The organism is Kitasatospora sp. P5_F3, assembly GCF_054049135.1.
Genome location: NZ_JBFUMY010000068.1, coordinates 1 through 21,540, shown reverse-complemented (window position 1 = coordinate 21,540; position 21,540 = coordinate 1). Strand labels below are relative to the sequence as shown.

General features: G+C 70.0%; 19 protein-coding genes and 1 pseudogene. 11 read left to right on the top strand and 9 right to left on the bottom strand.

Annotation, left to right across the window (positions count from 1 at the left end):
• The 3 genes from ACXJMZ_RS29710 to trxA form a co-directional block, all read left to right on the top strand.
• Positions 1 to 465, top strand: a 465-nt coding sequence (locus ACXJMZ_RS29710) for a hypothetical protein (protein ID WP_457033118.1), incomplete at its 5' end; no start/stop codon positions are given.
• A gap of 161 nt (positions 466 to 626) precedes the next feature.
• Positions 627 to 1,592 (top strand): thioredoxin-disulfide reductase, encoded by a 966-nt coding sequence (gene trxB / locus ACXJMZ_RS29705; RefSeq protein ID WP_457033117.1) that lies wholly within the window; start codon positions 627 to 629, stop codon positions 1,590 to 1,592.
• A 146-nt stretch (positions 1,593 to 1,738) separates the two neighbouring features.
• Positions 1,739 to 2,065: a thioredoxin gene (trxA, locus tag ACXJMZ_RS29700; protein WP_057228574.1), complete on the top strand. Its 327-nt coding sequence runs from the start codon at positions 1,739 to 1,741 to the stop codon at positions 2,063 to 2,065.
• 70 nt (positions 2,066 to 2,135) lie between these two features.
• Here the strand turns inward: trxA and ACXJMZ_RS29695 are convergent, their stop codons facing one another.
• From ACXJMZ_RS29695 to rpmH, 9 genes are all read right to left on the bottom strand, one after another.
• Positions 2,136 to 2,765 carry a GNAT family N-acetyltransferase gene (locus ACXJMZ_RS29695; protein WP_057228576.1) on the bottom strand — a complete coding sequence of 210 codons (630 nt, stop codon included), beginning with the start codon at positions 2,763 to 2,765 and terminating at the stop codon, positions 2,136 to 2,138.
• Between the two features lie 141 nt (positions 2,766 to 2,906).
• Positions 2,907 to 4,007, bottom strand: a complete 1,101-nt coding sequence (locus ACXJMZ_RS29690) for a ParB/RepB/Spo0J family partition protein (protein ID WP_457033116.1) — start codon at positions 4,005 to 4,007, stop codon at positions 2,907 to 2,909.
• A complete protein-coding gene (locus ACXJMZ_RS29685) occupies positions 4,004 to 5,059 on the bottom strand; it encodes a ParA family protein (RefSeq protein WP_082598078.1) in 1,056 nt (351 codons plus the stop codon). Before ACXJMZ_RS29685 ends, ACXJMZ_RS29690 begins: the two co-directional genes overlap by 4 nt.
• Before the next feature lie 165 nt (positions 5,060 to 5,224).
• On the bottom strand, positions 5,225 to 6,016 hold the full coding sequence (gene rsmG / locus ACXJMZ_RS29680; protein ID WP_457033115.1) for a 16S rRNA (guanine(527)-N(7))-methyltransferase RsmG: 792 nt from the start codon (positions 6,014 to 6,016) through the stop codon (positions 5,225 to 5,227).
• A 185-nt stretch (positions 6,017 to 6,201) separates the two neighbouring features.
• Positions 6,202 to 6,717, bottom strand: coding sequence for a Jag family protein (locus tag ACXJMZ_RS29675; protein WP_057228585.1), 516 nt, complete (start codon positions 6,715 to 6,717; stop codon positions 6,202 to 6,204).
• Between the two features lie 81 nt (positions 6,718 to 6,798).
• Positions 6,799 to 7,959: a membrane protein insertase YidC gene (gene yidC / locus ACXJMZ_RS29670; protein WP_457033114.1), complete on the bottom strand. Its 1,161-nt coding sequence runs from the start codon at positions 7,957 to 7,959 to the stop codon at positions 6,799 to 6,801.
• Positions 7,960 to 7,962: 3 nt separating this feature from the next.
• The gene (yidD, locus tag ACXJMZ_RS29665; protein WP_057228590.1) at positions 7,963 to 8,277 is read right to left on the bottom strand and encodes a membrane protein insertion efficiency factor YidD; all 315 of its coding nucleotides are present in this window, start codon (positions 8,275 to 8,277) and stop codon (positions 7,963 to 7,965) included.
• Complete coding sequence (rnpA, locus tag ACXJMZ_RS29660; RefSeq protein ID WP_184916457.1) at positions 8,274 to 8,702, bottom strand: ribonuclease P protein component; 429 nt, start codon at positions 8,700 to 8,702, stop codon at positions 8,274 to 8,276. Before rnpA ends, yidD begins: the two co-directional genes overlap by 4 nt.
• A 19-nt stretch (positions 8,703 to 8,721) precedes the next feature.
• Positions 8,722 to 8,859 carry a 50S ribosomal protein L34 gene (gene rpmH, locus ACXJMZ_RS29655; RefSeq protein WP_057228594.1) on the bottom strand — a complete coding sequence of 46 codons (138 nt, stop codon included), beginning with the start codon at positions 8,857 to 8,859 and terminating at the stop codon, positions 8,722 to 8,724.
• Between the two features lie 156 nt (positions 8,860 to 9,015).
• Between rpmH and dnaA the strand changes: the two genes are divergently transcribed.
• The 8 genes and pseudogenes from dnaA to ACXJMZ_RS29615 all read left to right on the top strand — a co-directional run.
• Positions 9,016 to 11,277, top strand: a complete 2,262-nt coding sequence (gene dnaA / locus ACXJMZ_RS29650) for a chromosomal replication initiator protein DnaA (RefSeq protein ID WP_457033119.1) — start codon at positions 9,016 to 9,018, stop codon at positions 11,275 to 11,277.
• Positions 11,278 to 12,286: 1,009 nt separating this feature from the next.
• Positions 12,287 to 13,417, top strand: a complete 1,131-nt coding sequence (gene dnaN / locus ACXJMZ_RS29645; RefSeq protein WP_057228598.1) for a DNA polymerase III subunit beta — start codon at positions 12,287 to 12,289, stop codon at positions 13,415 to 13,417.
• A gap of 133 nt (positions 13,418 to 13,550) precedes the next feature.
• Positions 13,551 to 14,426, top strand: coding sequence for a phosphogluconate dehydrogenase (NAD(+)-dependent, decarboxylating) (gene gnd / locus ACXJMZ_RS29640; RefSeq protein ID WP_057228600.1), 876 nt, complete (start codon positions 13,551 to 13,553; stop codon positions 14,424 to 14,426).
• Between the two features lie 30 nt (positions 14,427 to 14,456).
• On the top strand, positions 14,457 to 15,584 hold the full coding sequence (gene recF, locus ACXJMZ_RS29635) for a DNA replication/repair protein RecF (protein ID WP_457033113.1): 1,128 nt from the start codon (positions 14,457 to 14,459) through the stop codon (positions 15,582 to 15,584).
• A 48-nt stretch (positions 15,585 to 15,632) separates the two neighbouring features.
• Positions 15,633 to 16,145 (top strand): DUF721 domain-containing protein, encoded by a 513-nt coding sequence (locus ACXJMZ_RS29630; protein ID WP_057228603.1) that lies wholly within the window; start codon positions 15,633 to 15,635, stop codon positions 16,143 to 16,145.
• Between the two features lie 274 nt (positions 16,146 to 16,419).
• Positions 16,420 to 18,432: a DNA topoisomerase (ATP-hydrolyzing) subunit B gene (gene gyrB, locus ACXJMZ_RS29625; protein WP_457033112.1), complete on the top strand. Its 2,013-nt coding sequence runs from the start codon at positions 16,420 to 16,422 to the stop codon at positions 18,430 to 18,432.
• 47 nt (positions 18,433 to 18,479) lie between these two features.
• The gene (gene gyrA / locus ACXJMZ_RS29620; RefSeq protein ID WP_369824333.1) at positions 18,480 to 21,080 is read left to right on the top strand and encodes a DNA gyrase subunit A; all 2,601 of its coding nucleotides are present in this window, start codon (positions 18,480 to 18,482) and stop codon (positions 21,078 to 21,080) included.
• 148 nt (positions 21,081 to 21,228) lie between these two features.
• Positions 21,229 to 21,540, top strand: a pseudogene (locus ACXJMZ_RS29615) (hypothetical protein); the annotation flags it as partial.

Sequence of the window (21,540 nt, the reverse complement as noted above, 5' to 3'; positions counted from 1 at the left end):
CTGCTGGCGACGGCCGCCTGTCTCGCCGTCCTGGGCCTGGCCGGCACGCTGCTCAGTCAGCAGCAGGACTCCGCCACCAACACCACGGCGGCGGGTGCTGCCGCCCCCCGGCAGCAGGACGTCGCCGCCGGGGCGCAGGTCTTCACCGAGGCCGAACTGACCGGTCAGATCCACCTGTTGGTCCGGAGCAGTCCGACCCGGGCGAGCGGGCAGGGAGCGTCGGACTCCACTCTCAAGGGATCCTCGCTCGGGACCGAGTCCGCCCCCGAGGCCGGCTCGGCCTCCGCATCGGCCGCACCCTGCCCGTCGACCGCATCCGGCACACCGCTGCTCGCCGTCCCCGGCCGGTTCGGCCCGGACCGGGTCACCGCGCTGGTGTACCCGCTCCCCGGCGGCCAGTTGGACGTCTATCTGGTGACCGCCGACTGCCGGGTGCAGCTGCACCGCACCGTCCCCGCCAAGTAGCCCGTCCCACGGTGATCTGTCCCACCCGGACGACCACTCTGCGGGCGTCGGCTGCAACCGCACCGGGGAATGAGCGACACTGGTGAATCGTTGTCCCGGGCGGCGGAGCAGGACCGCCCTCCCCGCCGAAGCGCGGGTCGCGATGCGAACCAGGAGATGTAGTGAGCGACGTCCGTAACGTGATCATCATCGGCTCAGGCCCGGCCGGCTACACCGCTGCCCTCTACACCGCCCGTGCCTCCCTCAAGCCCTTGGTCTTCGAGGGTGCCGTCACCGCTGGTGGCGCGCTGATGAACACCACCGAGGTCGAGAACTTCCCCGGTTTCCGGGACGGCATCATGGGCCCCGAGCTGATGGACAACATGCGTGGCCAGGCCGAGCGCTTCGGCGCCGAGCTGGTGCCGGACGACATCGTCTCGGTCGACCTCACCGGTGACATCAAGACCGTCACCGACTCCGAGGGCACCGTGCACCGGGCCCGCGCCGTGATCGTCACCACCGGCTCCCAGCACCGCAAGCTCGACCTCCCGAACGAGGACAAGCTCTCCGGTCGCGGCGTCTCCTGGTGCGCGACCTGCGACGGCTTCTTCTTCCGCGACCAGGACATCGCCGTGGTCGGCGGCGGCGACACCGCGCTGGAGGAGGCGACCTTCCTCTCCCGGTTCGCCAAGTCGGTCACGATCATCCACCGCCGGGACAGCCTGCGCGCCTCCAAGGCGATGCAGGAGCGGGCCTTCGCCGACCCGAAGATCAGCTTCGCCTGGGACAGCGCGGTGGAGGCGATCCACGGCGACCCGAAGCTGACCGGTGTCACCCTGCGGGACACCACCACCGGCGAGAAGCGCGAGCTGCCGGTCACCGGCCTGTTCATCGCGATCGGCCACGACCCGCGGACCGACCTCTTCACCGGCCAGCTGGAGCTGGACGCCGAGGGCTACCTCAAGGTCGAGGCCCCCTCGACCCGGACCAACATCCCCGGTGTCTTCGGCGCCGGTGACGTGGTCGACCACACCTACCGCCAGGCGATCACCGCTGCGGGCACCGGCTGCTCCGCCGCCCTGGACGCCGAGCGCTACCTGGCCGCACTGGACGACCTGGAGAGCCAGGCCGCGGCCGTCGCGGTCTGACCCACCGCACCACTCCCCCGCTCCCTGTTTCACGTGAAACAGCTCTGTTGAGCCACTCCGGTGAAACAGGGGGCGCTGCAAGAAACAGAACAGCCCCTGCCGTTGTTCTTCTCAGCACTACCTCGTTCTGACCCTTAGGAGCTCCCGTGGCCGGCGCCACCATCACCGTGACCGACGCGACCTTCGACGCCGAGGTTCTGAAGAGCGACAAGCCCGTCCTGGTCGACTTCTGGGCCACCTGGTGCGGCCCGTGCCGCCAGGTCGCCCCGATCCTCGAGGAGATCGCGACCGAGCACGGCGACAAGCTCACCATCGCCAAGCTCGACGTCGATGCCAACCAGGGCACCGCCGCGCAGTACGGCGTGATCTCCATCCCGACGCTGAACGTGTACCAGAACGGCGAGCTGGTGAAGAGCATCACCGGCGCCCGCCCGAAGGCCGCGCTGCTCCGCGAGCTGGCCGAGTACATCTAGTCCACGGCGCACACCGCACGGAGAGAGGGGCCCTCAGGGGCCCCTCTCTCATGTCGTCCCCCACCTGTCGTCAGAACGGCCGCAGCGCGGGTTCCTTCCGGGGCCCGCCCCTGGCCCCGCCGAGCAGACGCTCCAGGGCCACCTCCACATCGCCCTTCCAGGACAGCGTGGTGCGGGCCTCCAGCCGCAGCCGGGGGTACCGGTGGTGCGGCCGTACGGTCTTGAAGCCGACCGCCCGCAGGTGGTCCGCCGGGAGCAGGCAGCTGGGAGTCTCCCGGCCGGCCGCCCCGAACGCCTCGATCGCCTTGAATCCCCGGCCGACCACGTCCTTCACCACGGTCTGCACCAGCACCCGGCCGATCCCCTGCCGCTGGTAGCCGGGCAGCAGCCGACTGACGATCAGTTGGACCGCGTCCGGCGAGACCGGACTGGTCGGGAAGGCCGAGGAGCGCGGTACGTACGCGGGCGGGGCGTAGAGCACGTAGCCCACCGGCAGCTCGTCCACGTAGACCACCCGGCCGCAGGATCCCCACTCCAGCAGGACCGCGGAGATCCACCCCTCCTTCTCCAGCTCGGGCTTCCCGCTCTCCTCCGCCGCCCTGGCACTGACCGGATCCAGCTCCCAGAACACACAGGAGCGGCAGGGCAGCGGGAGATCCCCCAGGTTGTCCAAGGTCAGCGGAGCGATCCTGCGCCCCATGACTCATCCCTCCTCCGCGGCCCCCCGACGGACCGTCACCAGCGAGCGGCTCACCCCGTACGACGAACGACGATGGGTGCATGTTTCACGTGAAACATGCACCCATCTGAACAGACCGGCAACCTGGACCGGTCGGCAGCCTCAGCTGCCCGACAGCCGGAGCCCCTCGTCGCCCGGCGCCAGGCTGTCCAGGATCCGGTTCAGATCCTCCACCGAGGCGAACTCCAGTACCACCTTGCCCTTGCCGAGCTTGCCGTTGCGCTGCGAGACCTCGACCTTGACCCGGGTCTCGAAGCGGTCCGAGAGCCGCTCCGAGAGGTCGTTGAAGGCCGGCGAGAGGAGCCGGCCCGCCTTCGGTCCGGTCGGGCGCTGCGGCTTCTCGTCCTTGTCCATCACCGCGACGATCTCCTCGGTGGTCCGCACCGAGAGACCCTCCGCGATGATCCGCCGGGCCAGCTGGTCCTGGCGCTCGGCGTCCGGCACCCCGAGCAGGGCCCGGGCGTGACCCGCCGTCAGCACCCCGGCAGCCACCCGGCGCTGCACGGTCGGTGAGAGCTTCAGCAGCCGCAGGGTGTTGGAGACGTGCGAGCGGGAGCGGCCGATCCGGTCGGCCAGCTCGTCGTGGGTGCAGGAGAAGTCCTGCAGCAGCTGGTCGTAGGCGGCCGCCTCCTCCAGCGGGTTGAGCTCGGCCCGGTGCAGGTTCTCCAGCAGCGCGTCCAGCAGCAGCTTGTCGTCGTCAGTGGCCCGGACGATCGCCGGAATGAGGTCGAGGCCGGCCTCCCGGGTGGCCCGCCAGCGCCGCTCGCCCATGATCAGCTCATAGCGGTCCGCACCGGTCTGCCGGACCACCACCGGCTGGAGCAGACCCACCTCCTTGATGGAGGCGACCAGCTCGGCCAGCTTGTCCTGGTCGAAGACCTCGCGCGGCTGACGCGGGTTCGGCACGATCGAGTCCAGCGGCAGCTCGGCGAACCGGGCACCCTCCACCGGAGCCAGCGCCTCCTCCAGCACGCTGCGCCGCGGCAGTCCCGACTGGTCCCGGGCGATCTCGGCCGCCACCTTGGCGGCCACCGTGCCCCGGTCGGTCGGCAGCACCGGGACGGCGGACGGCGAGACCGCACCCGCCGTCTGCTGCGGAGCCGGCTCCGAACGGGCCGGGGCCACGGTGGCCCCGGTCGCGGGCGTCGCCGCCGGAATCAGTGCCCCGAGCCCACGTCCCAGGCCCCTGCGCCCACCACTCACCGGTTGTCCTCCATCGTGCTGCCGTGCTGTGCCATCGGGGCCGCCGCGCTGTTGCGCTGCTGCCCCACTGCGGGTGCCGCGAATCCGTCCGTCGCCAACCCGGCGGCCCGCAGCGCGAGTTCACGCCCGGCCTCCAGGTAGGAGAGCGCCCCGGTGGAGCCCGGGTCGTAGGTCAGCACGGTCTGCCCGTAGCTGGGTGCCTCGGAGATCCGGACCGATCGCGGGATCGCCGTGTTCAGCACCTGATCGGCGAAGTGGGTCCGGACCTCCTCGGCCACCTGGGCGGCCAGCCTGGTCCGGGCGTCGTACATGGTGAGCAGGATGGTGGAGACGTGCAGGGTCGGGTTCAGGTGCGCCCGGACCAGCTCGACGTTGCGCAGCAGCTGGCCAAGACCCTCCAGCGCGTAGTACTCGCACTGAATCGGGATCAGCACCTCCTGACCCGCCACCAGGGCATTGACCGTCAGCAGCCCCAGCGAGGGCGGGCAGTCGATCAGGATGTAGTCCAGCGGCTGCTCGTACGCGGTGATCGCGCGCTGCAGCCTGCTCTCCCTGGCCACCAGCGAGACCAGCTCGATCTCGGCGCCGGCCAGGTCGATGGTGGCGGGCACACAGAACAGCCCCTCCACGTCCCGGACCGGCTGCACCACGTCGGCCAGCGGCTTGCCCTCCACCAGCACGTCGTAGATCGACGGCACATCGGCGTGGTGGTCGATGCCGAGCGCGGTGGAGGCGTTCCCCTGGGGGTCGAGGTCGACCACCAGGACGCGCAGTCCGTGCATGGCCAGTGCGGCCGCGAGGTTGACGGTAGTGGTGGTCTTCCCCACCCCGCCCTTCTGATTGGCCACCACGATCACCCGGGTCGAGGCGGGCCTGGGCAGCCCCTCACCGGCCCGTCCGGCAGCTGCCACCGCAGCCATGGCGGCCCGTGCGATGGGCGTGTCATCGACGTGGTCGATGGTCTCCGAGTCCTGCATGGGGGTCAGTGTTTCACGTGAAACCGGAGCGGCAACAGTCACCGCCCGGCTGCGGCCGAGGATTCCGGAAAGCAGTGAGCGACGTTTCACGTGAAACACCATGCCCACAATGTCGGAAATCTGACGGTGCGACACTCCGACCGCCCCGGGACGCACCGGAGCGGGCACCCGTCCGGGTACCCGCTCCGTCAGTCCACTGAGCCGATCAGCCGCAGCCCCGGCCGGTCCAGGACCAGCCCGTCAGCGCCGCCGCCGGCCTGCGCCGCCGCCACGGCCGGCCTCGGCCGCCCGGGCACCGCGCCCGGCCCGGGCCGCCTTGGCCCGCCGGGTCGCCGCCTTCACCCCGCCGGGGCTCTCCCCCGCCTCCACCCGGATCACCCGGGTCGAGGTCTCCAGGAGTCCCTCGCCGACCGCCAGCACCGACCACTTCACCGCGCCCAGCTTGGTCAGCGCGGACCGCGAGTCGGCCAGCTCCTGCTCGGCGGTGTCCCCCTTGAGCGCCAGCATCTGCCCGTACGGCCGGAGCAGCGGCAGGCCCCAGCCCGCCAGCCGGTCCAGCGGGGCCACCGCGCGGGCGGTCACGATGTCCACCGCGAGCTTGCCGATCATCTCCTCGGCCCGGCCGCGGAGCACAGTGACGTTGTCGAGACCGAGCTCCCTGACCACCTCCTCCAGGAAGGTGGTCCGCCGCAGCAGCGGCTCCAGCAGGGTCACCGAGACGTCCGGGCGGACCATCGCCACCGGGATACCGGGCAGCCCGGCTCCCGAACCGACGTCACAGAGCGAGGCGCCGGTAGGCAGCAGCTCGGCCAGCACCGCGCAGTTCAGCACGTGCCGGTCCCAGAGCCGGGGAACCTCCCGCGGGCCGATCAGCCCGCGCTGCACGCCGGCCGTGGCCAGCAGCTCGGTGTAACGCACGGCCACCGGGTACCGGTCCCCGAAGATCTCCCGGGCCACCGCCGGAGCCTCCGGCAGACCCTCGGGCCCGCCCTCCTCGGGGGTGCCCTCGGTCTCCACGCCGTCCGTGTCCATCTCTGCTTCTCCGCTCACCGTCTCCACCGCCCACGCTCGCAACCACTGTGTCACGCAGGAGCCGTTTCACGTGAAACAGCGCACTCATGACGCTCACTCAGCCCGGCCGACCGGCGGGCCCGAGCGGACGACGACCCCGCCCGCACAAGGCGGACGGGGTCGTCGGACCGACCGGCTGCGGCGCGTCAGCGCGGCAGCACGACCACGCAACGCTGGGGCTCCTCGCCCTCCGACTCGCTGCTCAGACCTGCTGCGGCCACCGCGTCGTGGACCACCTTGCGCTCGAACGGCGTCATCGGACGCAGCTTGACCTGCTCGCCGGAGGACTTCGCCTGCTCGGCCGCCTCGGCACCCAGCTGGGCCAGCTCCGCCCGCTTGCGCGCCCGGAACCCCGCAATGTCCAGCATGAGGCGGCTGCGCTCACCGGTCTCCCGGTGCACGGCCAGCCGGGTCAACTCCTGGAGTGCCTCCAGCACCTCACCGTCCTGGCCGACCAGCCGCTGCAGCGACCGGTCGTTGCCCTCGCCGACGATGGAGACCAGGGCACGGTCGCCCTCGACGTCCATGTCGATGTCGCCGTCCAGGTCCGCGATGTCGAGCAGACCCTCCAGATAGTCGGCCGCGATGTCGCCCTCCTGCTCCAGGCGGGCAACGAGGGTGTCGGCGGCCGGGCTGTCGGTGGCGGTGGTGCCTTCCGTCACTGCTGGACTCCTTCTGGAATGGGCCCTCGGGTGGGGCCGAGAACGAAGATCAGTGGGCCGTTACGGCCGGGATCAGGCCGGTCAGGGCTTCTTCTTCGGCCGCTGGCCGCCCGGCTGCCCGGTGCGCTTCGGCTGCTGGCGCGGGCCGCTCTTGGCGGCCGTCGGCTTGCCCGCAGCCGGCTTCGCGTCGGCAGGCTTGGCGTCGGCAGGCGCGGACTTCTCCAGGCTCGGCTTGGCCTCCTCGGCTGCACCCTCCGCCTCGGTGGCCGAGGTGCCCGGGCCGTGCTGGCGCTGGGCCTTGGTCAGCTTCTTCGGCTGCTGCCGACGCACCTGGACGGCCTCCGCGACCGCGTCCTCGGCCGTGCTGGTGGCCGAGCTCTTGCCGCCACCGGAGACCAGGGCCAGCAGGCCGGCCTTCTTGACCGAGCCGTCCGGGTTCAGCCGGCCGGCCTTCTTCAGGCGGGCCTGCCGCTCGTCCCACGCCTTGCTGCCCGGCGTCGGGTTGTTCCGGATGACGATCAGCTGCTGGCCCATCGACCAGACGTTGGTGGTGAGCCAGTAGACCAGCACACCGACCGGGAAGTTGACGCCCATCACGGCGAACATGATCGGGAAGACGTACATCAGCATCTTCTGCTGCTGCATGAACGGCGTCTTGACCGTGAGGTCCATGTTCTTGGTCATCAGCTGGCGCTGCGTGATGAACTGCGACAGCGACATCAGCACGATCATCACGGCGCAGACGATCTGCACCTGCAGATCGCTGTTTCCCCAGAACTTCGCCGAGAGCGGGGCACCGAGGATGTGCGCCTGCTGGGCACTCGCCAGCAGGCTGCCGTTGATGACACCGATCGGCTTGTTGGCGGCGACCGAGGCCAGCACACCGTAGAGCGCGGTGAAGAACGGCGCCTGCACGAGGATGGGAAGGCAGCTGGAGAACGGGTTGGTACCCGCCTCCTTGTACAGCTTCATCATCTCTTCGGACTGGCGCTGCTTGTCGTTCTTGTAGCGCTCCTGGATGGCCTTCATCTTCGGCTGGATCGCCTGCATGGCCCGGGTCGACTTGATCTGCTTCACGAACAGCGGGATCAGGCAGATCCGGATGACGACCACCATCGAGGCGATGGCGAGACCCCAGGCCCAGCCACCGTTCGGGTCGAAGACGTGGCTGTACAGCGAATGGAACTGGACGATGATCCAGGACACCATTGTGTAGAGGGGACTCAGAAAACCGAAGGTCACCGGTCAGACTCCTTGGACATCGGGCTTCGCCACCGGCTCCGGCTCGGCGGTCCCGCTCGTGGGGCTCAGCAGATCGCGCAGCCGGCGATGCCACACCGGATGCCTGCGCGGCGGTACGTGGTCGACCCCACCGGGGGACCAGGGGTTACAGCGGAGGATGCGCCAGGCGGTCAGCCCGCTGCCCTTGATCGCACCGTGCGACCGCACGGCCTCGTACCCGTAGTGCGAACACGACGGGTAGTAGCGGCAGACCGGACCGAGCAGGGGACTGATGGTCCACTGGTAGAGCCTGATCAGCCCCATCAGCAGGTACTTCATCGCCCTGCTCCCGTCGGCGCGCCGCCGGTCGGCTCCGCCCGGAGCAACCGCCGTAGCGCCGCGTCCAGGTCCTGTTCGAGATCGTGGTACGTGGCCGCCCCGGCCTGGGGCAGTGCGCGCACCACGATCAGGCTACCTGCGGGCAGCCCGGACAGGCGCTCCCGGACCAGATGACGTAGACGACGCTTCACCAGATTGCGCACGACCGCCGGACCGACGGCCTTGCTCACGACGAAACCCGCACGCGCCGAAGGAAGCCCCTCGGCGACGTGCGGGCGGGAGTCGCTGTTCCGGTCGGTCTGCCCCCCTGGCTGTCCATCTCTGTTGAGATGGACCACCAGCAGGGGCCGACCGGCCCGACGACCACGTTTGACCGCGGTCGCGAAGTCCTGGCGCCGCCGCAGCCGATTCTCGGAGGGCAGCACTGCAGTCCCTTGGATCGAATCAGGCGGAGATGTTGGTACGGCCCTTGCCGCGGCGGGTCGCCAGGATGGCGCGGCCGGCGCGGGTACGCATCCGCAGCCGGAAGCCGTGGGTCTTCGCGCGACGACGGTTGTTCGGCTGGAAGGTGCGCTTGCTCACTCGGGGGCTCCTGGGGTGAATCGTAGGATGACGGGAAATCGCTTGGCCGTCACCGTGCGTCCGCGTGATCTCCCCTGGATGGGAAATCCAGCCTCAACGTCCCAGGTCGGCTGGGGGTTGAGGTAATCCACGGCGCCCGTGCTGCGCGCCTTATGGATGCGGGCGGACCCGCGGACATGCGGCAGCGGCCATCGACAACTCGACCTGGTCACGGTACGCGGGACGGGTGCGAGGGGTCAAACCGGGTGGTGGTCACCGGTCCGCCGGATCGCCCACGGCGGCTTTCCGATCATGATAGAGGCCAGGCGCTGCAAGGCCGGCACCGACACCCACCCCGTCCGACCCGGTCACCCGAGCGCCCTGCCCACAGCCTGTGGACAACAACTTGAATCAGTCCAGTCGGCTGACTACCGTTGCAGGACTTGTCGGGTTTGTTCGTCTGGATCGGACCGGTACCCGAGTCCTTTGAGACCCCCGCTCCGGGGAACGAGAAAGCGTGCACCAGTGGCTGATGTCAACAGCGATCTCGTCGCGGTCTGGGCGAGGGTCGTCGAGCGGCTGGTCAACGACCCGGATGTCGGGGACAGCGACAAGATGTGGCTGCGGCGTACCCAGCCGATGTGGATGATGCACGACACCGCCCTGCTGGCCGCCCCGAACGAGCGGGCCAAGCAGGTGCTGGAGGGCCGGCTGCTGCCGCCGCTGACCGAGGAGCTGAGCCGGGGCTTCGGCCGGCCGGTCCGGATCGCCGTGATGGTGGACGCCAACGCCGTGCCGCCGCCCGCACCGCAGGCCACCGCGGAGCAGCCCGCCGAGCAGGCGCCGGCCGAGGAGTGGCCGCCCCGTCCGCAGTACCGGGAGGAGCCCGGCGGGTACGACAACCGCCAGTCGGAGCCCGGCCGTTGGCCGTCCCAGAACCAGGACGGCTACCAGTCGCAGGACAACTACCAGGCGCCGGAGGAGTACTCCCGGCCGTACGAGACGCCGTCCGAGCAGGGGTACGAGCGCGGCCGGTACGACACCGCCGGCTACCAGCAGCGCCCCGCGCCGTACGGCGGCGGCAGCGGCGAGCAGCAGTCCTCCTGGTCGGCCGCCGAGAACGGGCCCGAGAACCGCGGCTGGGAGTCCGGCTACCCGGGCCGGGAGACCGGCCAGGAGGACCTGTTCGGGGGCGCCTACAGTGCCCCGACGCAGGGCGGCCCGGTCCGCCGGGTACCGTCCCGGCCACCGCTCGGGCAGCCCGAGCAGGGCTCCCAACTCCCGGACGTCCGGCCGCAGTCGGGCCCGCCCGGCCGGGGAGGCATGCCGGAGCGCACGCCCAGTCCCGGGGTGCCCGCACCGCCCGGTGCCCCGCCGGCCGGTGGCAGCTCGCGCAAGGACGAGCCGGCCGCCCGGCTGAACCCCAAGTACCTGTTCGACACCTTCGTGATCGGCGCCTCCAACCGCTTCGCGCACGCCGCCGCGGTGGCGGTGGCCGAGGCCCCGGCGAAGGCGTACAACCCGCTCTTCATCTACGGCGAGTCCGGCCTGGGCAAGACCCACCTGCTGCACGCCATCGGGCACTACTCGCGCAGCCTGTTCCCGGGCACCCGGGTCCGGTACGTGAGCTCCGAGGAGTTCACCAACGAGTTCATCAACTCGATCCGGGACGGGAAGGCGGACGCCTTCCGGAAGCGGTACCGGGACATGGACATCCTGCTGGTCGACGACGTGCAGTTCCTGGCGTCCAAGGAGTCGACCCAGGAGGAGTTCTTCCACACCTTCAACACGCTGCACAACGCCAACAAGCAGATCGTGCTCTCCTCGGACCGGCCGCCCAAGCAGCTGATCACGCTGGAGGACCGGCTCCGGAACCGCTTCGAGTGGGGACTGATCACCGACGTCACCCCGCCGGAGCTGGAGACCCGGATCGCGATCCTGCGGAAGAAGGCGATCCAGGAGCAACTGAACGCTCCCGCCGACGTGTTGGAGTTCATCGCGTCCCGGATCACCCGGAACATCCGGGAGCTCGAGGGCGCGCTGATCCGGGTCACCGCCTTCGCCAACCTGAACCGGGCGCCGGTCGACCTGGAGCTGGCCGGGATCGTCCTGAAGGACCTGATCCCGGGCGGTGACGAGGACGCGGGCCCGGAGATCACCGCGCAGGTGATCATGCAGCAGACGGCCGCGTACTTCGGTCTGGGCGTGGAGGACCTCTGCGGCTCCTCGCGCAGCCGGGTGCTGGTGACGGCGCGCCAGATCGCCATGTACCTCTGCCGGGAGCTCACCGACCTCTCGCTGCCGAAGATCGGCGCCCAGTTCGGCGGGCGGGACCACACGACCGTGATGCACGCGGACCGGAAGATCCGCTCGCTGATGGCCGAGCGGCGCTCGATCTACAACCAGGTCACCGAGCTCACCAACCGCATCAAGAGCTGACCCCGGGGCGGTACCGGGTGTCTGAAGGGGAGTCAGCGGCGCTGGCTCCCCTTTCGCGTGCCCGCCGCCGGGGCGGCCGTACAACGGCGGCAGCAGGCGACAGTGGCGGCGGCGGGGCGGCCGTGTGGTCCGTCCGGGGGCGTAGCGGGCGAAAGCAGGTATGGAGCGGAGGTCGGCCGGGCAGTAATCCACCGACTGACGCTCCGCCAGGCCGGCTGCCACGCCGAACAACTGACCAGCTATTCGAACAGGTCAGAGCCGCAGGGCCGCAATCCACAGGATCGGGTGGTTTTTCCCCGTCCACAGCCTGGGCGGCCCGGAGTTATCCAGAATTCCTCCACAGGCTGGGCGCCGCTACGCTCTTCGACGCAGGTCAGCCCCCTGTGTACTTGTGCACAACAGTTATCCACAGGATGTGGACAGTTGACGGACCGCCAGTGGGCCAAATGGGTTATCCACCGCTCGTCCCCAGGACCAGGGCAGTTATCCCCAGGTTCTCCACAGCGGCGTCCACAGTTCGACAACATTGGCTGCCCGTTCATCAGGCGGTGTGAAAGCCGTCACGTGATGTTGACCGGGGCCCGTGGATAACTGGTCCATGATCTGGGGACGGACCTGGGGATAACCTGTGGATACTGAGAGTGCCCTGTGGGTAACGCTCGGTCGTCCACAGCAGGGCCTGGTTGTCCACAGTCCGGGTCCACAGGCACTGTGGACAAAAAACCGGGTCTGACCTGCGGAAACGGGGTTATCCACGGTATCCACAGGCCCTACTACTACCACTACACCTATAGACCCCTGAACATGCTTAATCGTGGGGTGGGCCGAAATCTGTGGACAAGCGGATCGCGACATCTGTTCGGGTTGCTTCCGCCCGTGTGCCCCGGCTGTCGGTGGAGTAGGAGAGACTGTTCTCCGGCAACCGGAGCCGAGGGGCTGAACCCAGCGGGTCCGGTCAGGCCAGACGATCAAGACGCTGACAACAGCAGGACCCAGGAGGCGGTTACCGGTGAAGTTCCGGGTGGAGCGTGACGTCCTCGCGGAGGCGGTGGCCTGGGCTGCCCGCAGCCTCCCGGCGCGGCCGCCGGTGCCGGTGCTGGCCGGCCTGCTGCTGACGGCGCAGGACGGCAGCCTGGCCCTCTCCGGCTTCGACTACGAGGTCTCGGCCCGGGTCGAGCTGGTGGCTGAGGTCGAGGAGGCGGGCACGGTGCTGGTCTCCGGCCGGCTGCTGAACGACATCTCCCGCAACCTGCCGAACCGGCCGGTGGAGATCTCCACCGACGGCATGCGGGTCAGCGTGGTCTGCGGCTCCTCGCGATTCACACTCCCCACGCTTCCTGTGGACGAGTACCCGTCGCTGCCGCAGATGCCCACCGCGACCGGCACGGTCTCCGGCGAGGTCTTCGCCTCGGCCGTCAGCCAGGCCGCCGTCGCGGCCGGCCGGGACGACACCCTGCCGGTGCTCACCGGTGTCCGGGTGGAGATCGAGGGCGACAAGATCACCCTGGCCGCCACCGACCGCTACCGGTTCGCGGTCCGCGAGCTGATGTGGAAGCCGGAGCAGGCCGACATCTCGGCGGTCGCCCTGGTGCCCGCCAAGACCCTGCAGGACATCGCCAAGTCGCTCGGCAGCGGCGACACGGTCTCCATCGCGCTCGCCTCCGGCGGTGCCGGTGAGGGCCTGATCGGCTTCGAGGGCGCGGGCCGTCGGACCACCACCCGGCTGCTGGAGGGTGAGTTCCCGAAGTTCCGCAGCCTCTTCCCGACCGAGTTCAGCGCGGTCGCCGCGATCCAGACCCAGCCGTTCCTGGAGGCGCTCAAGCGCGTCTCGCTGGTGGCCGAGCGGAACACGCCGGTCCGGCTGAGCTTCGAGCAGGGCGTGCTCACCCTGGAGGCGGGCTCGGGCGACGACGCCCAGGCCACCGAGCGGGTGGAGGCCGACCTCGAAGGTGACGACATCTCGATCGCCTTCAACCCGGGCTACCTGGAGGAGGGCCTGAAGGCCATCGACTCCGCGTACGCCCAGCTGAGCTTCACCACCTCCACCAAGCCGGCCCTGCTGAGCGGCCGCCCCGCGGTGGACGCCGAGGCTGACGAGGCGTACCAGTACCTGATCATGCCGGTCCGGCTCTCCGGCTGACCCTGATCCACAGGCTGTGGACACTCCCCCGGTCAGCTCTGACCGGGGGAGTCCTGTTGGGCCGGCGGCGTAGGCTCAGCCTGTGCGGCAACGGCGCCGCCGTCAGGCACGTCACCACAGGTAAGGACTTGTCATGGAGCTCGGCCTCATCGGTCTCGGCAAGATGGGCGGCAACATGCGCGAGCGCATCCGCCGCGCAGGGCACACCGTCATCGGCTTCGACCGCAACCCGGAACTCGCCGACGTGGACAGCCTCGAGGAGCTCGTCAGCAAGCTCCAGGCCCCGCGCGTGGTCTGGGTGATGGTCCCGGCCGGCGGCCCGACCCAGGACACCGTGGACCAGCTGGCCGAGTTGCTCTCCCCCGGTGACGTGGTGGTCGACGGCGGCAACTCGCGCTGGACGGACGACGTCAAGCACGCCGAGGCGCTGGCCGCCAAGGGCATCGGCTTCGTCGACTGCGGCGTCTCCGGCGGCGTCTGGGGCCTGGAGAACGGCTACGCGCTGATGTACGGCGGCGAGGCCGCGGACGTGGCCAAGGTGCAGCCGGTCTTCGACGCCCTCAAGCCCGAGGGTGAGTTCGGCGGCGTGCACGCGGGCAAGGTCGGCGCCGGGCACTTCGCCAAGATGGTCCACAACGGCATCGAGTACGCGATGATGCAGGCCTTCGCCGAGGGCTGGGAGCTGCTGGAGGCGGCCCCCGAGGTCACCGACGTGCGCGAGGTCTTCCGCAGCTGGCAGGAGGGCACCGTGATCCGCTCCTGGCTGCTCGACCTGGCCGTCCGCGCGCTGGACGACGACGAGCACCTGGCCAAGCTCAAGGGCTGGGCCGCCGACTCGGGTGAGGGCCGCTGGACGGTCGAGGCCGCGATCGACCACGCGGTGCCGCTGCCCGCGATCACCGCCTCGCTGTTCGCCCGGTTCGCCTCCCGGCAGGACGACTCCCCGCAGATGAAGATGATCGCCGCGCTCCGCAACCAGTTCGGTGGCCACGCGGTCGAGTCCAAGTAACTCCCCAGAAGGCGAGCGCAGTTCACACCCATGCATGTCGCGCATCTGTCGCTCGCCGACTTCCGTTCGTACGCCGGGGCCGAGGTGCCCCTCGACCCCGGCGTGACGGCCTTCGTGGGGCCGAACGGCCAGGGCAAGACCAACCTGGTCGAGGCGATCGGCTACGTCGCCACCCTGGGCAGCCACCGGGTGGCCACCGACGCCCCGCTGATCCGGCTCGGCGCCGAGCGGGCGGTGATCCGCACCAGCATCCTGCGGGACGGCCGGTCGACCCTGGTCGAGCTGGAGATCACCGCGGGCAAGGCCAACCGGGCCCGGATCAACCGCTCCGACAACGTCCGCCCGAGGGACGTGCTCGGCCTGCTCCGCACCGTGCTGTTCGCCCCCGAGGACCTGGCCCTGGTGAAGGGCGACCCGGGTGAGCGCCGCCGCTTCCTGGACGAGCTGCTGACCGCCCGGGCACCCCGGCTGGCCGGGGTCAGGCAGGACTACGAGCGGGTGCTCAAGCAGCGCAACGCCCTGCTGAAGACCGCCGCCCAGGCCCGCCGCGGCGGCAAGGGCGCGGACCTCTCCACACTGGAGATCTGGGACAGCCACCTGGCCCGGGCCGGCGCCGAGTTGACGGCCTTTCGGCTCCAGCTGGTGGCCGCCCTGCAGCCGTTGGTGGCGCAGGCCTACGAGCAGCTGGCGCCCGGCGGCGGGGAGACCGTGCTGGAGTACCGGAGCTCCTTCGAGGGCGCGCTGCCGACCAGCCGCGAGGAGGCCGAGCAGCAGCTGCTCGACGCCCTCCAGCAGGCCCGCCCGCAGGAGGTGGCCCGGGGCCTGACCCTGGTCGGCCCGCACCGCGACGAGCTGGGCCTGCAGCTCGGCCCGCTGCCCGCCAAGGGCTACGCCAGCCACGGTGAGTCCTGGTCGTACGCGCTGGCGCTCCGGCTGGCCTCGTACGAGCTGCTGAAGGCGGACGGCGGCGAGCCGGTGCTGATCCTGGACGACGTCTTCGCCGAGTTGGACGCCCGCCGCCGGGACCGGCTGGCCGAACTGGTGGCCGGCGGTGAGCAGGTGCTGGTCACCGCCGCCGTCCCGGAGGACGTACCGAAGGCGCTGGCCGGCACCCGCTTCGCAGTGGCGGACGGAACAGTGACCCGGCTGACCCCGTAGCCGTACTCTGGGAACTTCATCCACAGCCTGGGGAAAAGGAGTGCCGCCATGGGCGAGACGCCGGAGCTCTCGGGCGTGGACCTGGCCCGGGTCGCACTGCGCGCGGCGAAGGAGCAGGCCAGGCAGCGTGGTGAGCAGGTCCGCGAGAAGCGTGAGGCGAAGCGGCACGGGCTGCGCAGCGGGGCGCGCGCGGACGGTCGCGATCCGGTTCCGCTGGGGGCGGCGCTGACCCGGCTGATCACCGAGCGCGGCTGGGAGGCGCCGGCCGCGGTGGGCGGGGTGATGGGCCGCTGGCCGCAGATCGTCGGGCCCGACATCGCGGCGCACTGTGTGCCGAAGGAGTACGCGGAGGCGGAGGCGGTGCTCACCGTGCAGTGCGACTCGACCGCGTGGGCCACCCAACTCAGGCTGTTGGCACGTCAGTTGGTGGCCCGGCTGAACCACGAGCTGGGGCACGGCACGGTCAAGGTGATCAAGGTGCTGGGGCCGGCCGCACCGCAGCGCGGGTACGGCCGGCTGCGGGCCCCGGGGAGCAAGGGGCCGGGCGACACCTGGGGGTAGCCCGGGTGCCGAAGGGAAGCCGATCTTCCGGAACCGCTGACGGCCCTTTTGAGCGCTCTGAGACCCCCTGGCGAGTATCGGGACATGTCCCGAGGGTATTCAGGGCGGCTCATCTGCCTTCTGAGGCTGCCAAACGGCCATCTATGTCAGTCCTACCGGTAGACTGAGAGCCAAACACTGTTGCTTGTAGCAACCGAGTCGAAACGCCGTGGTCGCAGGCTCGCCCGTCCGATGGGCAGGTCCGCGGCCCGCGCTGTGCCAGAGAGGGCGCTTCGTGGCCGATTCCGGCAACTCCAGCCAGACCCCAGACCCCACCGACCAGGCGGCACCCGTCGACACTCGTGGGGCGTACGACGCCAACGCGATCCAGGTGCTGGAGGGTCTCGACGCCGTCCGCAAGCGCCCCGGCATGTACATCGGCTCGACCGGTGAGCGCGGTCTGCACCACCTGGTGCAGGAGATCGTGGACAACTCCGTCGACGAGGCGCTGGCGGGGCACGCCGACACCATCGACGTGACGATCCTGGCCGACGGCGGCGTCCGGGTCACCGACAACGGCCGCGGCATTCCGGTCGGCATCATGCCGGGCCAGGACAAGCCCGCCGTCGAGGTCGTGCTGACGGTCCTGCACGCGGGCGGCAAGTTCGGCGGCGGCGGCTACGCCGTCTCCGGCGGTCTGCACGGTGTCGGCATCTCGGTGGTGAACGCGCTCTCCACCCGCCTGGCGGTGGAGATCCTCACCGACGGCGCCCGCTGGACGCAGGAGTACAAGTCGGGTGTACCGACCGCGCCGCTGGCCCAGCACGAGGCCGTCGACACGACCGGCACCACGGTGACCTTCTGGGCCGACCCGGAGATCTTCGAGACCACGGTCTACTCCTTCGAGACGCTCTCCCGCCGGTTCCAGGAGATGGCCTTCCTGAACAAGGGCCTGTCGATCTCGCTGACCGACGAGCGCCCGGAGCACGCGGACGACGAGGGCAAGCCGCTCGCGATCACCTACCGCTACGACGGCGGCATCGCCGACTTCGTCACCCACCTGAACTCCCGCAAGGGCGACGTCATTCACCCCTCGGTGATCGACTTCGAGGCGGAGGACAAGGAGAAGACGATCTCGGTGGAGATCGCGATGCAGTGGAACAGCTCCTACACGGAGAGCGTCTACTCGTTCGCGAACACCATCCACACGCACGGCGGCGGTACCCACGAGGAGGGCTTCCGCGCCGCGCTGACCGGCCTGGTCAACCGCTACGCGCGGGACAAGAAGCTGCTCCGGGAGAAGGACGACAACCTCTCCGGCGAGGACATCCGCGAGGGTCTGACCGCGATCATCTCGGTCAAGCTCGGCGAGCCGCAGTTCGAGGGCCAGACCAAGGACAAGCTGGGCAACACCGAGGTCAAGACCTTCGTCCAGCGGGTGGTGCACGAGCAGCTGAACGACTGGCTGGACCGTAACCCCACCGAGGCCTCGGACATCATCCGCAAGTCGATCCAGGCGGCCACCGCCCGGGTCGCCGCCCGCAAGGCGCGTGACCTGACGCGCCGTAAGGGCCTGCTGGAGTCCGCCTCGCTGCCGGGCAAGCTGAGCGACTGCCAGTCCAAGGACCCGTCCGAGTGCGAGATCTTCATCGTCGAGGGCGACTCGGCCGGCGGCTCGGCCAAGCAGGGCCGTGACCCCCGGGTCCAGGCCATCCTGCCGATCCGCGGCAAGATCCTGAACGTCGAGAAGGCCCGGATCGACAAGGTGCTGCAGAACACCGAGGTCCAGGCGCTGATCTCGGCCTTCGGCTGTGGCATCCAGGAGGACTACGACGAGACCAAGCTCCGCTATCACAAGATCGTCCTGATGGCGGACGCCGACGTCGACGGGCAGCACATCCGCACCCTGCTGCTCACCCTGCTGTTCCGCTTCATGCGCCCGCTGGTCGAGGGCGGCTACGTCTACCTGGCGATGCCGCCGCTGTACAAGATCAAGTGGGGCAAGGACGACTTCGAGTACGTCTACTCGGACCGCGAGCGCGACGCGGTGATCTCGGCGGGTGTGGGCGCCGGGCGCCGGCTGCCCAAGGACGACGCCATCCAGCGCTTCAAGGGTCTCGGCGAGATGAACGCCGAGGAGCTCCGGATCACCACCATGGACCAGGCGCACCGGCTGCTCCAGCAGATCACTCTGGAGGACGCGGCCCGCGCCGACGACCTGTTCTCGGTCCTGATGGGCGAGGACGTCGAGGCCCGCCGGTCCTTCATCCAGCGCAACGCCAAGGACGTCCGCTTCCTGGACGTGTGACGCACCCTCAGCACACTCCAGTCCGCGTGAAAGGAAACTGACCAGCAGTGGTCGACGAAAACCGTCCTGACGGCGAGCAGCCGGACACCCTCTCCACCGACACCTTCGTGTCCCGGGTCGAGCCGATCGAGCTCGAGACCGAGATGCAGCGCTCGTACCTCGACTACGCGATGAGCGTGATCGTCAGCCGGGCGCTGCCCGAGGTGCGCGACGGCCTCAAGCCGGTGCACCGCCGGGTGCTCTACGCGATGTACGACGGCGGCTACCGGCCCGAGAAGGGCTACTACAAGTGCGCCCGCGTGGTCGGCGACGTGATGGGTAACTACCACCCGCACGGCGACACCTCGATCTACGACACCGTGGTCCGCCTCGCCCAGCCCTGGTCGCTGCGGATGCCCCTGGTGGACGGCAACGGCAACTTCGGTTCCCCGGGCAACGACCCGGCCGCCGCGATGCGGTACACCGAGTGCAAGATGATGCCGCTCGCCATGGAGATGATGCGGGACATCGACGAGGAGACCGTCGACTTCGCCGCCAACTACGACGGCCGCTCGCAGGAGCCGACCGTCCTGCCGGCCCGCATCCCCAACCTGCTGATCAACGGTGCCACCGGCATCGCGGTCGGCATGGCCACCAACATCCCGCCGCACAACCTCCGCGAGGTCGCCTCCGGCGCGCTCTGGGCGCTGGAGCACCCGGACGCCTCCAACGAGGAGCTGCTGGAGGCGCTGATCGAGCGGATCAAGGCGCCGGACTTCCCGACCGGTGCGCTGATCGTCGGCCGCCGCGGCATCGAGGACGCGTACCGGACCGGCCGCGGCTCGATCACCATGCGCGCGGTGGTGGAGGTCGAGGAGATCCAGGGCCGGCAGTGCCTGGTGATCACCGAGCTGCCGTACCAGGTGAACCCGGACAACCTGGCGCTGAAGATCGCCGATCTGGTCAAGGACGGCCGGGTGGCCGGCATCGCCGACGTCCGGGACGAGTCCTCCAGCCGGACCGGCCAGCGCCTGGTGGTCGTGCTCAAGCGCGACGCGGTCGCCAAGGTGGTGCTGAACAACCTCTACAAGCACACCGACCTGCAGACCAACTTCGGCGCCAACATGCTGGCCCTGGTCGACGGGGTGCCGCGCACGCTGTCGCTGGACGCCTTCATCCGGCACTGGGTCAACCACCAGGTCGAGGTCATCGTCCGCCGGACCACGTTCCGGCTGCGCAAGGCCGAGGAGCGCGCGCACATCCTGCGCGCCCTGCTCAAGGCGCTGGACCAGATCGACGCGGTGATCGCGCTGATCCGGGCCTCGGACAGTGCGGACGCGGCCCGCAGCGGCCTGATGGGCCTGCTCGACATCGACGAGCTGCAGGCCAACGCGATCCTCGAGATGCAGCTGCGCAGGCTGGCCGCGCTGGAGAGCGCGCGCATCCTCAGCGAGCACGACGAGCTGCAGGCCAAGATCAACGAGTACAACGCGATCCTGGCCTCGCCGTCCCGCCAGCGCGAGATCATCTCCGAGGAGCTGACCGCGATCGTCGAGAAGTACGGCGACGAGCGGCGTTCCACGCTGATCCCGTTCGACGGCGACATGTCGGTCGAGGACCTGATCGCCGAAGAGGACATCGTCGTCACGATCACCCGGGGCGGCTACGTCAAGCGCACCCGGTCGGACCTCTACCGCTCGCAGAAGCGCGGCGGCAAGGGCGTCCGGGGTGCGCAGCTGAAGCAGGACGACCTGGTCGACCACTTCTTCGTGACCACCACGCACAACTGGATCCTGTTCTTCACCAACAAGGGCCGGGTCTACCGGGCCAAGGGCTACGAGCTGCCCGACGCCGGCCGGGACGCCCGCGGCCAGCACGTGGCCAACCTGCTGGCCTTCCAGCCGGAGGAGCACATCACCCAGGTGATGGCGGTCCGCACCTACGAGGACAAGCCCTACCTGGTGCTGGCCACCCGGGGCGGCCTGGTGAAGAAGACCCCGCTCAAGGACTACGACTCGCCGCGCTCCGGCGGTCTGATCGCGATCAACCTCCGGGAGATCGAGGACGGCCGGGACGACGAGCTGATCGGCGCCGAGCTGGTCTCCGCCGAGGACGACCTGCTGCTGGTGTCGAGGAAGGCCCAGTCGATCCGGTTCACCGCGACCGACGAGGCGCTCCGGCCGATGAGCCGGGCCACCTCCGGGGTGAAGGGCATGGCGTTCCGCGAGGACGACGAGCTGCTCTCGATGAACGTGGTCCGGCCCGGCACCTTCGTCTTCACGGCCACCGACGGTGGGTACGCGAAGCGCACCGGCGTGGACGAGTACCGTGTCCAGGGCCGGGGCGGTTTCGGCACCAAGGCGGCGAAGATCGTCGAGGGGCGGGGCTCGCTGGTCGGCGCCCTGGTGGTCGAGGAGACCGACGAGATCATGGCGATCACCCTCTCGGGTGGTGTCATCCGGACCAGGGTTTCCGGAGTTCGTGAAACCGGACGTGACACGATGGGCGTCCAACTGATCAACCTCGGAAAGCGCGACGCGGTGGTGGGCATGGCCCGCAACGCGGAGGCGGACGACGAGGAGGTCCTGGAGGAGGAGGGCACTGCCCCCGACACCTCCGTGGCCGCCGACGATGTGACCACGGCTGACGACGTGGCCGAACAGGCCTGATCGCAAGCCCTGGTGGCCGGTGCCCGACCCTTGCGGACGGGCACCGGCCACTGACCAGTACCGGGCAATCCGGCCGGGCGCTGGAGCAGTTGAAACGAGCAGGGCGGAAGACCACCCGACCTGCTGGGTGAGTTGCGGGAGGACCAGGGTGAGTGGAGCCACGGGTGCTGCGGGCGGTGCCGGGGGCGGACTGCCGGGCGGCAGTTCGTACGGTGGAGTCGGCGGCGCGACCGGTGGACTGCCCGGGGTGCCGCCGCGCCCTGCCGGGGCGCCCCCGGTAGCGGGTGAGTCGGCCGCCTCGACCTCGCTGATGCCGCCGGTCGCCTCCGGCGGTGGCGGCGGGTACGGCTCGGCGCCGCAGCCGCCCGCGCAGCAGCTGGCCCCGGCCGGTTTCTCGCAGCCGACCACGTACACCAAGGGGCAGCCCACGCCGCCCAGGGGCACCCGGACGGGCCCGTCC

What these genes read in the sequence shown, in the direction of transcription:
- recF (WP_457033113.1), top strand. Translation starts at nt 14,457, where the DNA reads ATGCATGTCGCGCATCTGTCGCTCGCCGACTTCCGTTCGTACGCCGGG.
- rsmG (WP_457033115.1), bottom strand. Translation starts at nt 6,016, where the DNA reads ATGGACACGGACGGCGTGGAGACCGAGGGCACCCCCGAGGAGGGCGGG.
- ACXJMZ_RS29695 (WP_057228576.1), bottom strand. Translation starts at nt 2,765, where the DNA reads ATGGGGCGCAGGATCGCTCCGCTGACCTTGGACAACCTGGGGGATCTC.
- dnaA (WP_457033119.1), top strand. Translation starts at nt 9,016, where the DNA reads ATGCGGGCGGACCCGCGGACATGCGGCAGCGGCCATCGACAACTCGAC.
- gnd (WP_057228600.1), top strand. Translation starts at nt 13,551, where the DNA reads ATGGAGCTCGGCCTCATCGGTCTCGGCAAGATGGGCGGCAACATGCGC.
- yidD (WP_057228590.1), bottom strand. Translation starts at nt 8,277, where the DNA reads ATGAAGTACCTGCTGATGGGGCTGATCAGGCTCTACCAGTGGACCATC.
- ACXJMZ_RS29630 (WP_057228603.1), top strand. Translation starts at nt 15,633, where the DNA reads ATGGGCGAGACGCCGGAGCTCTCGGGCGTGGACCTGGCCCGGGTCGCA.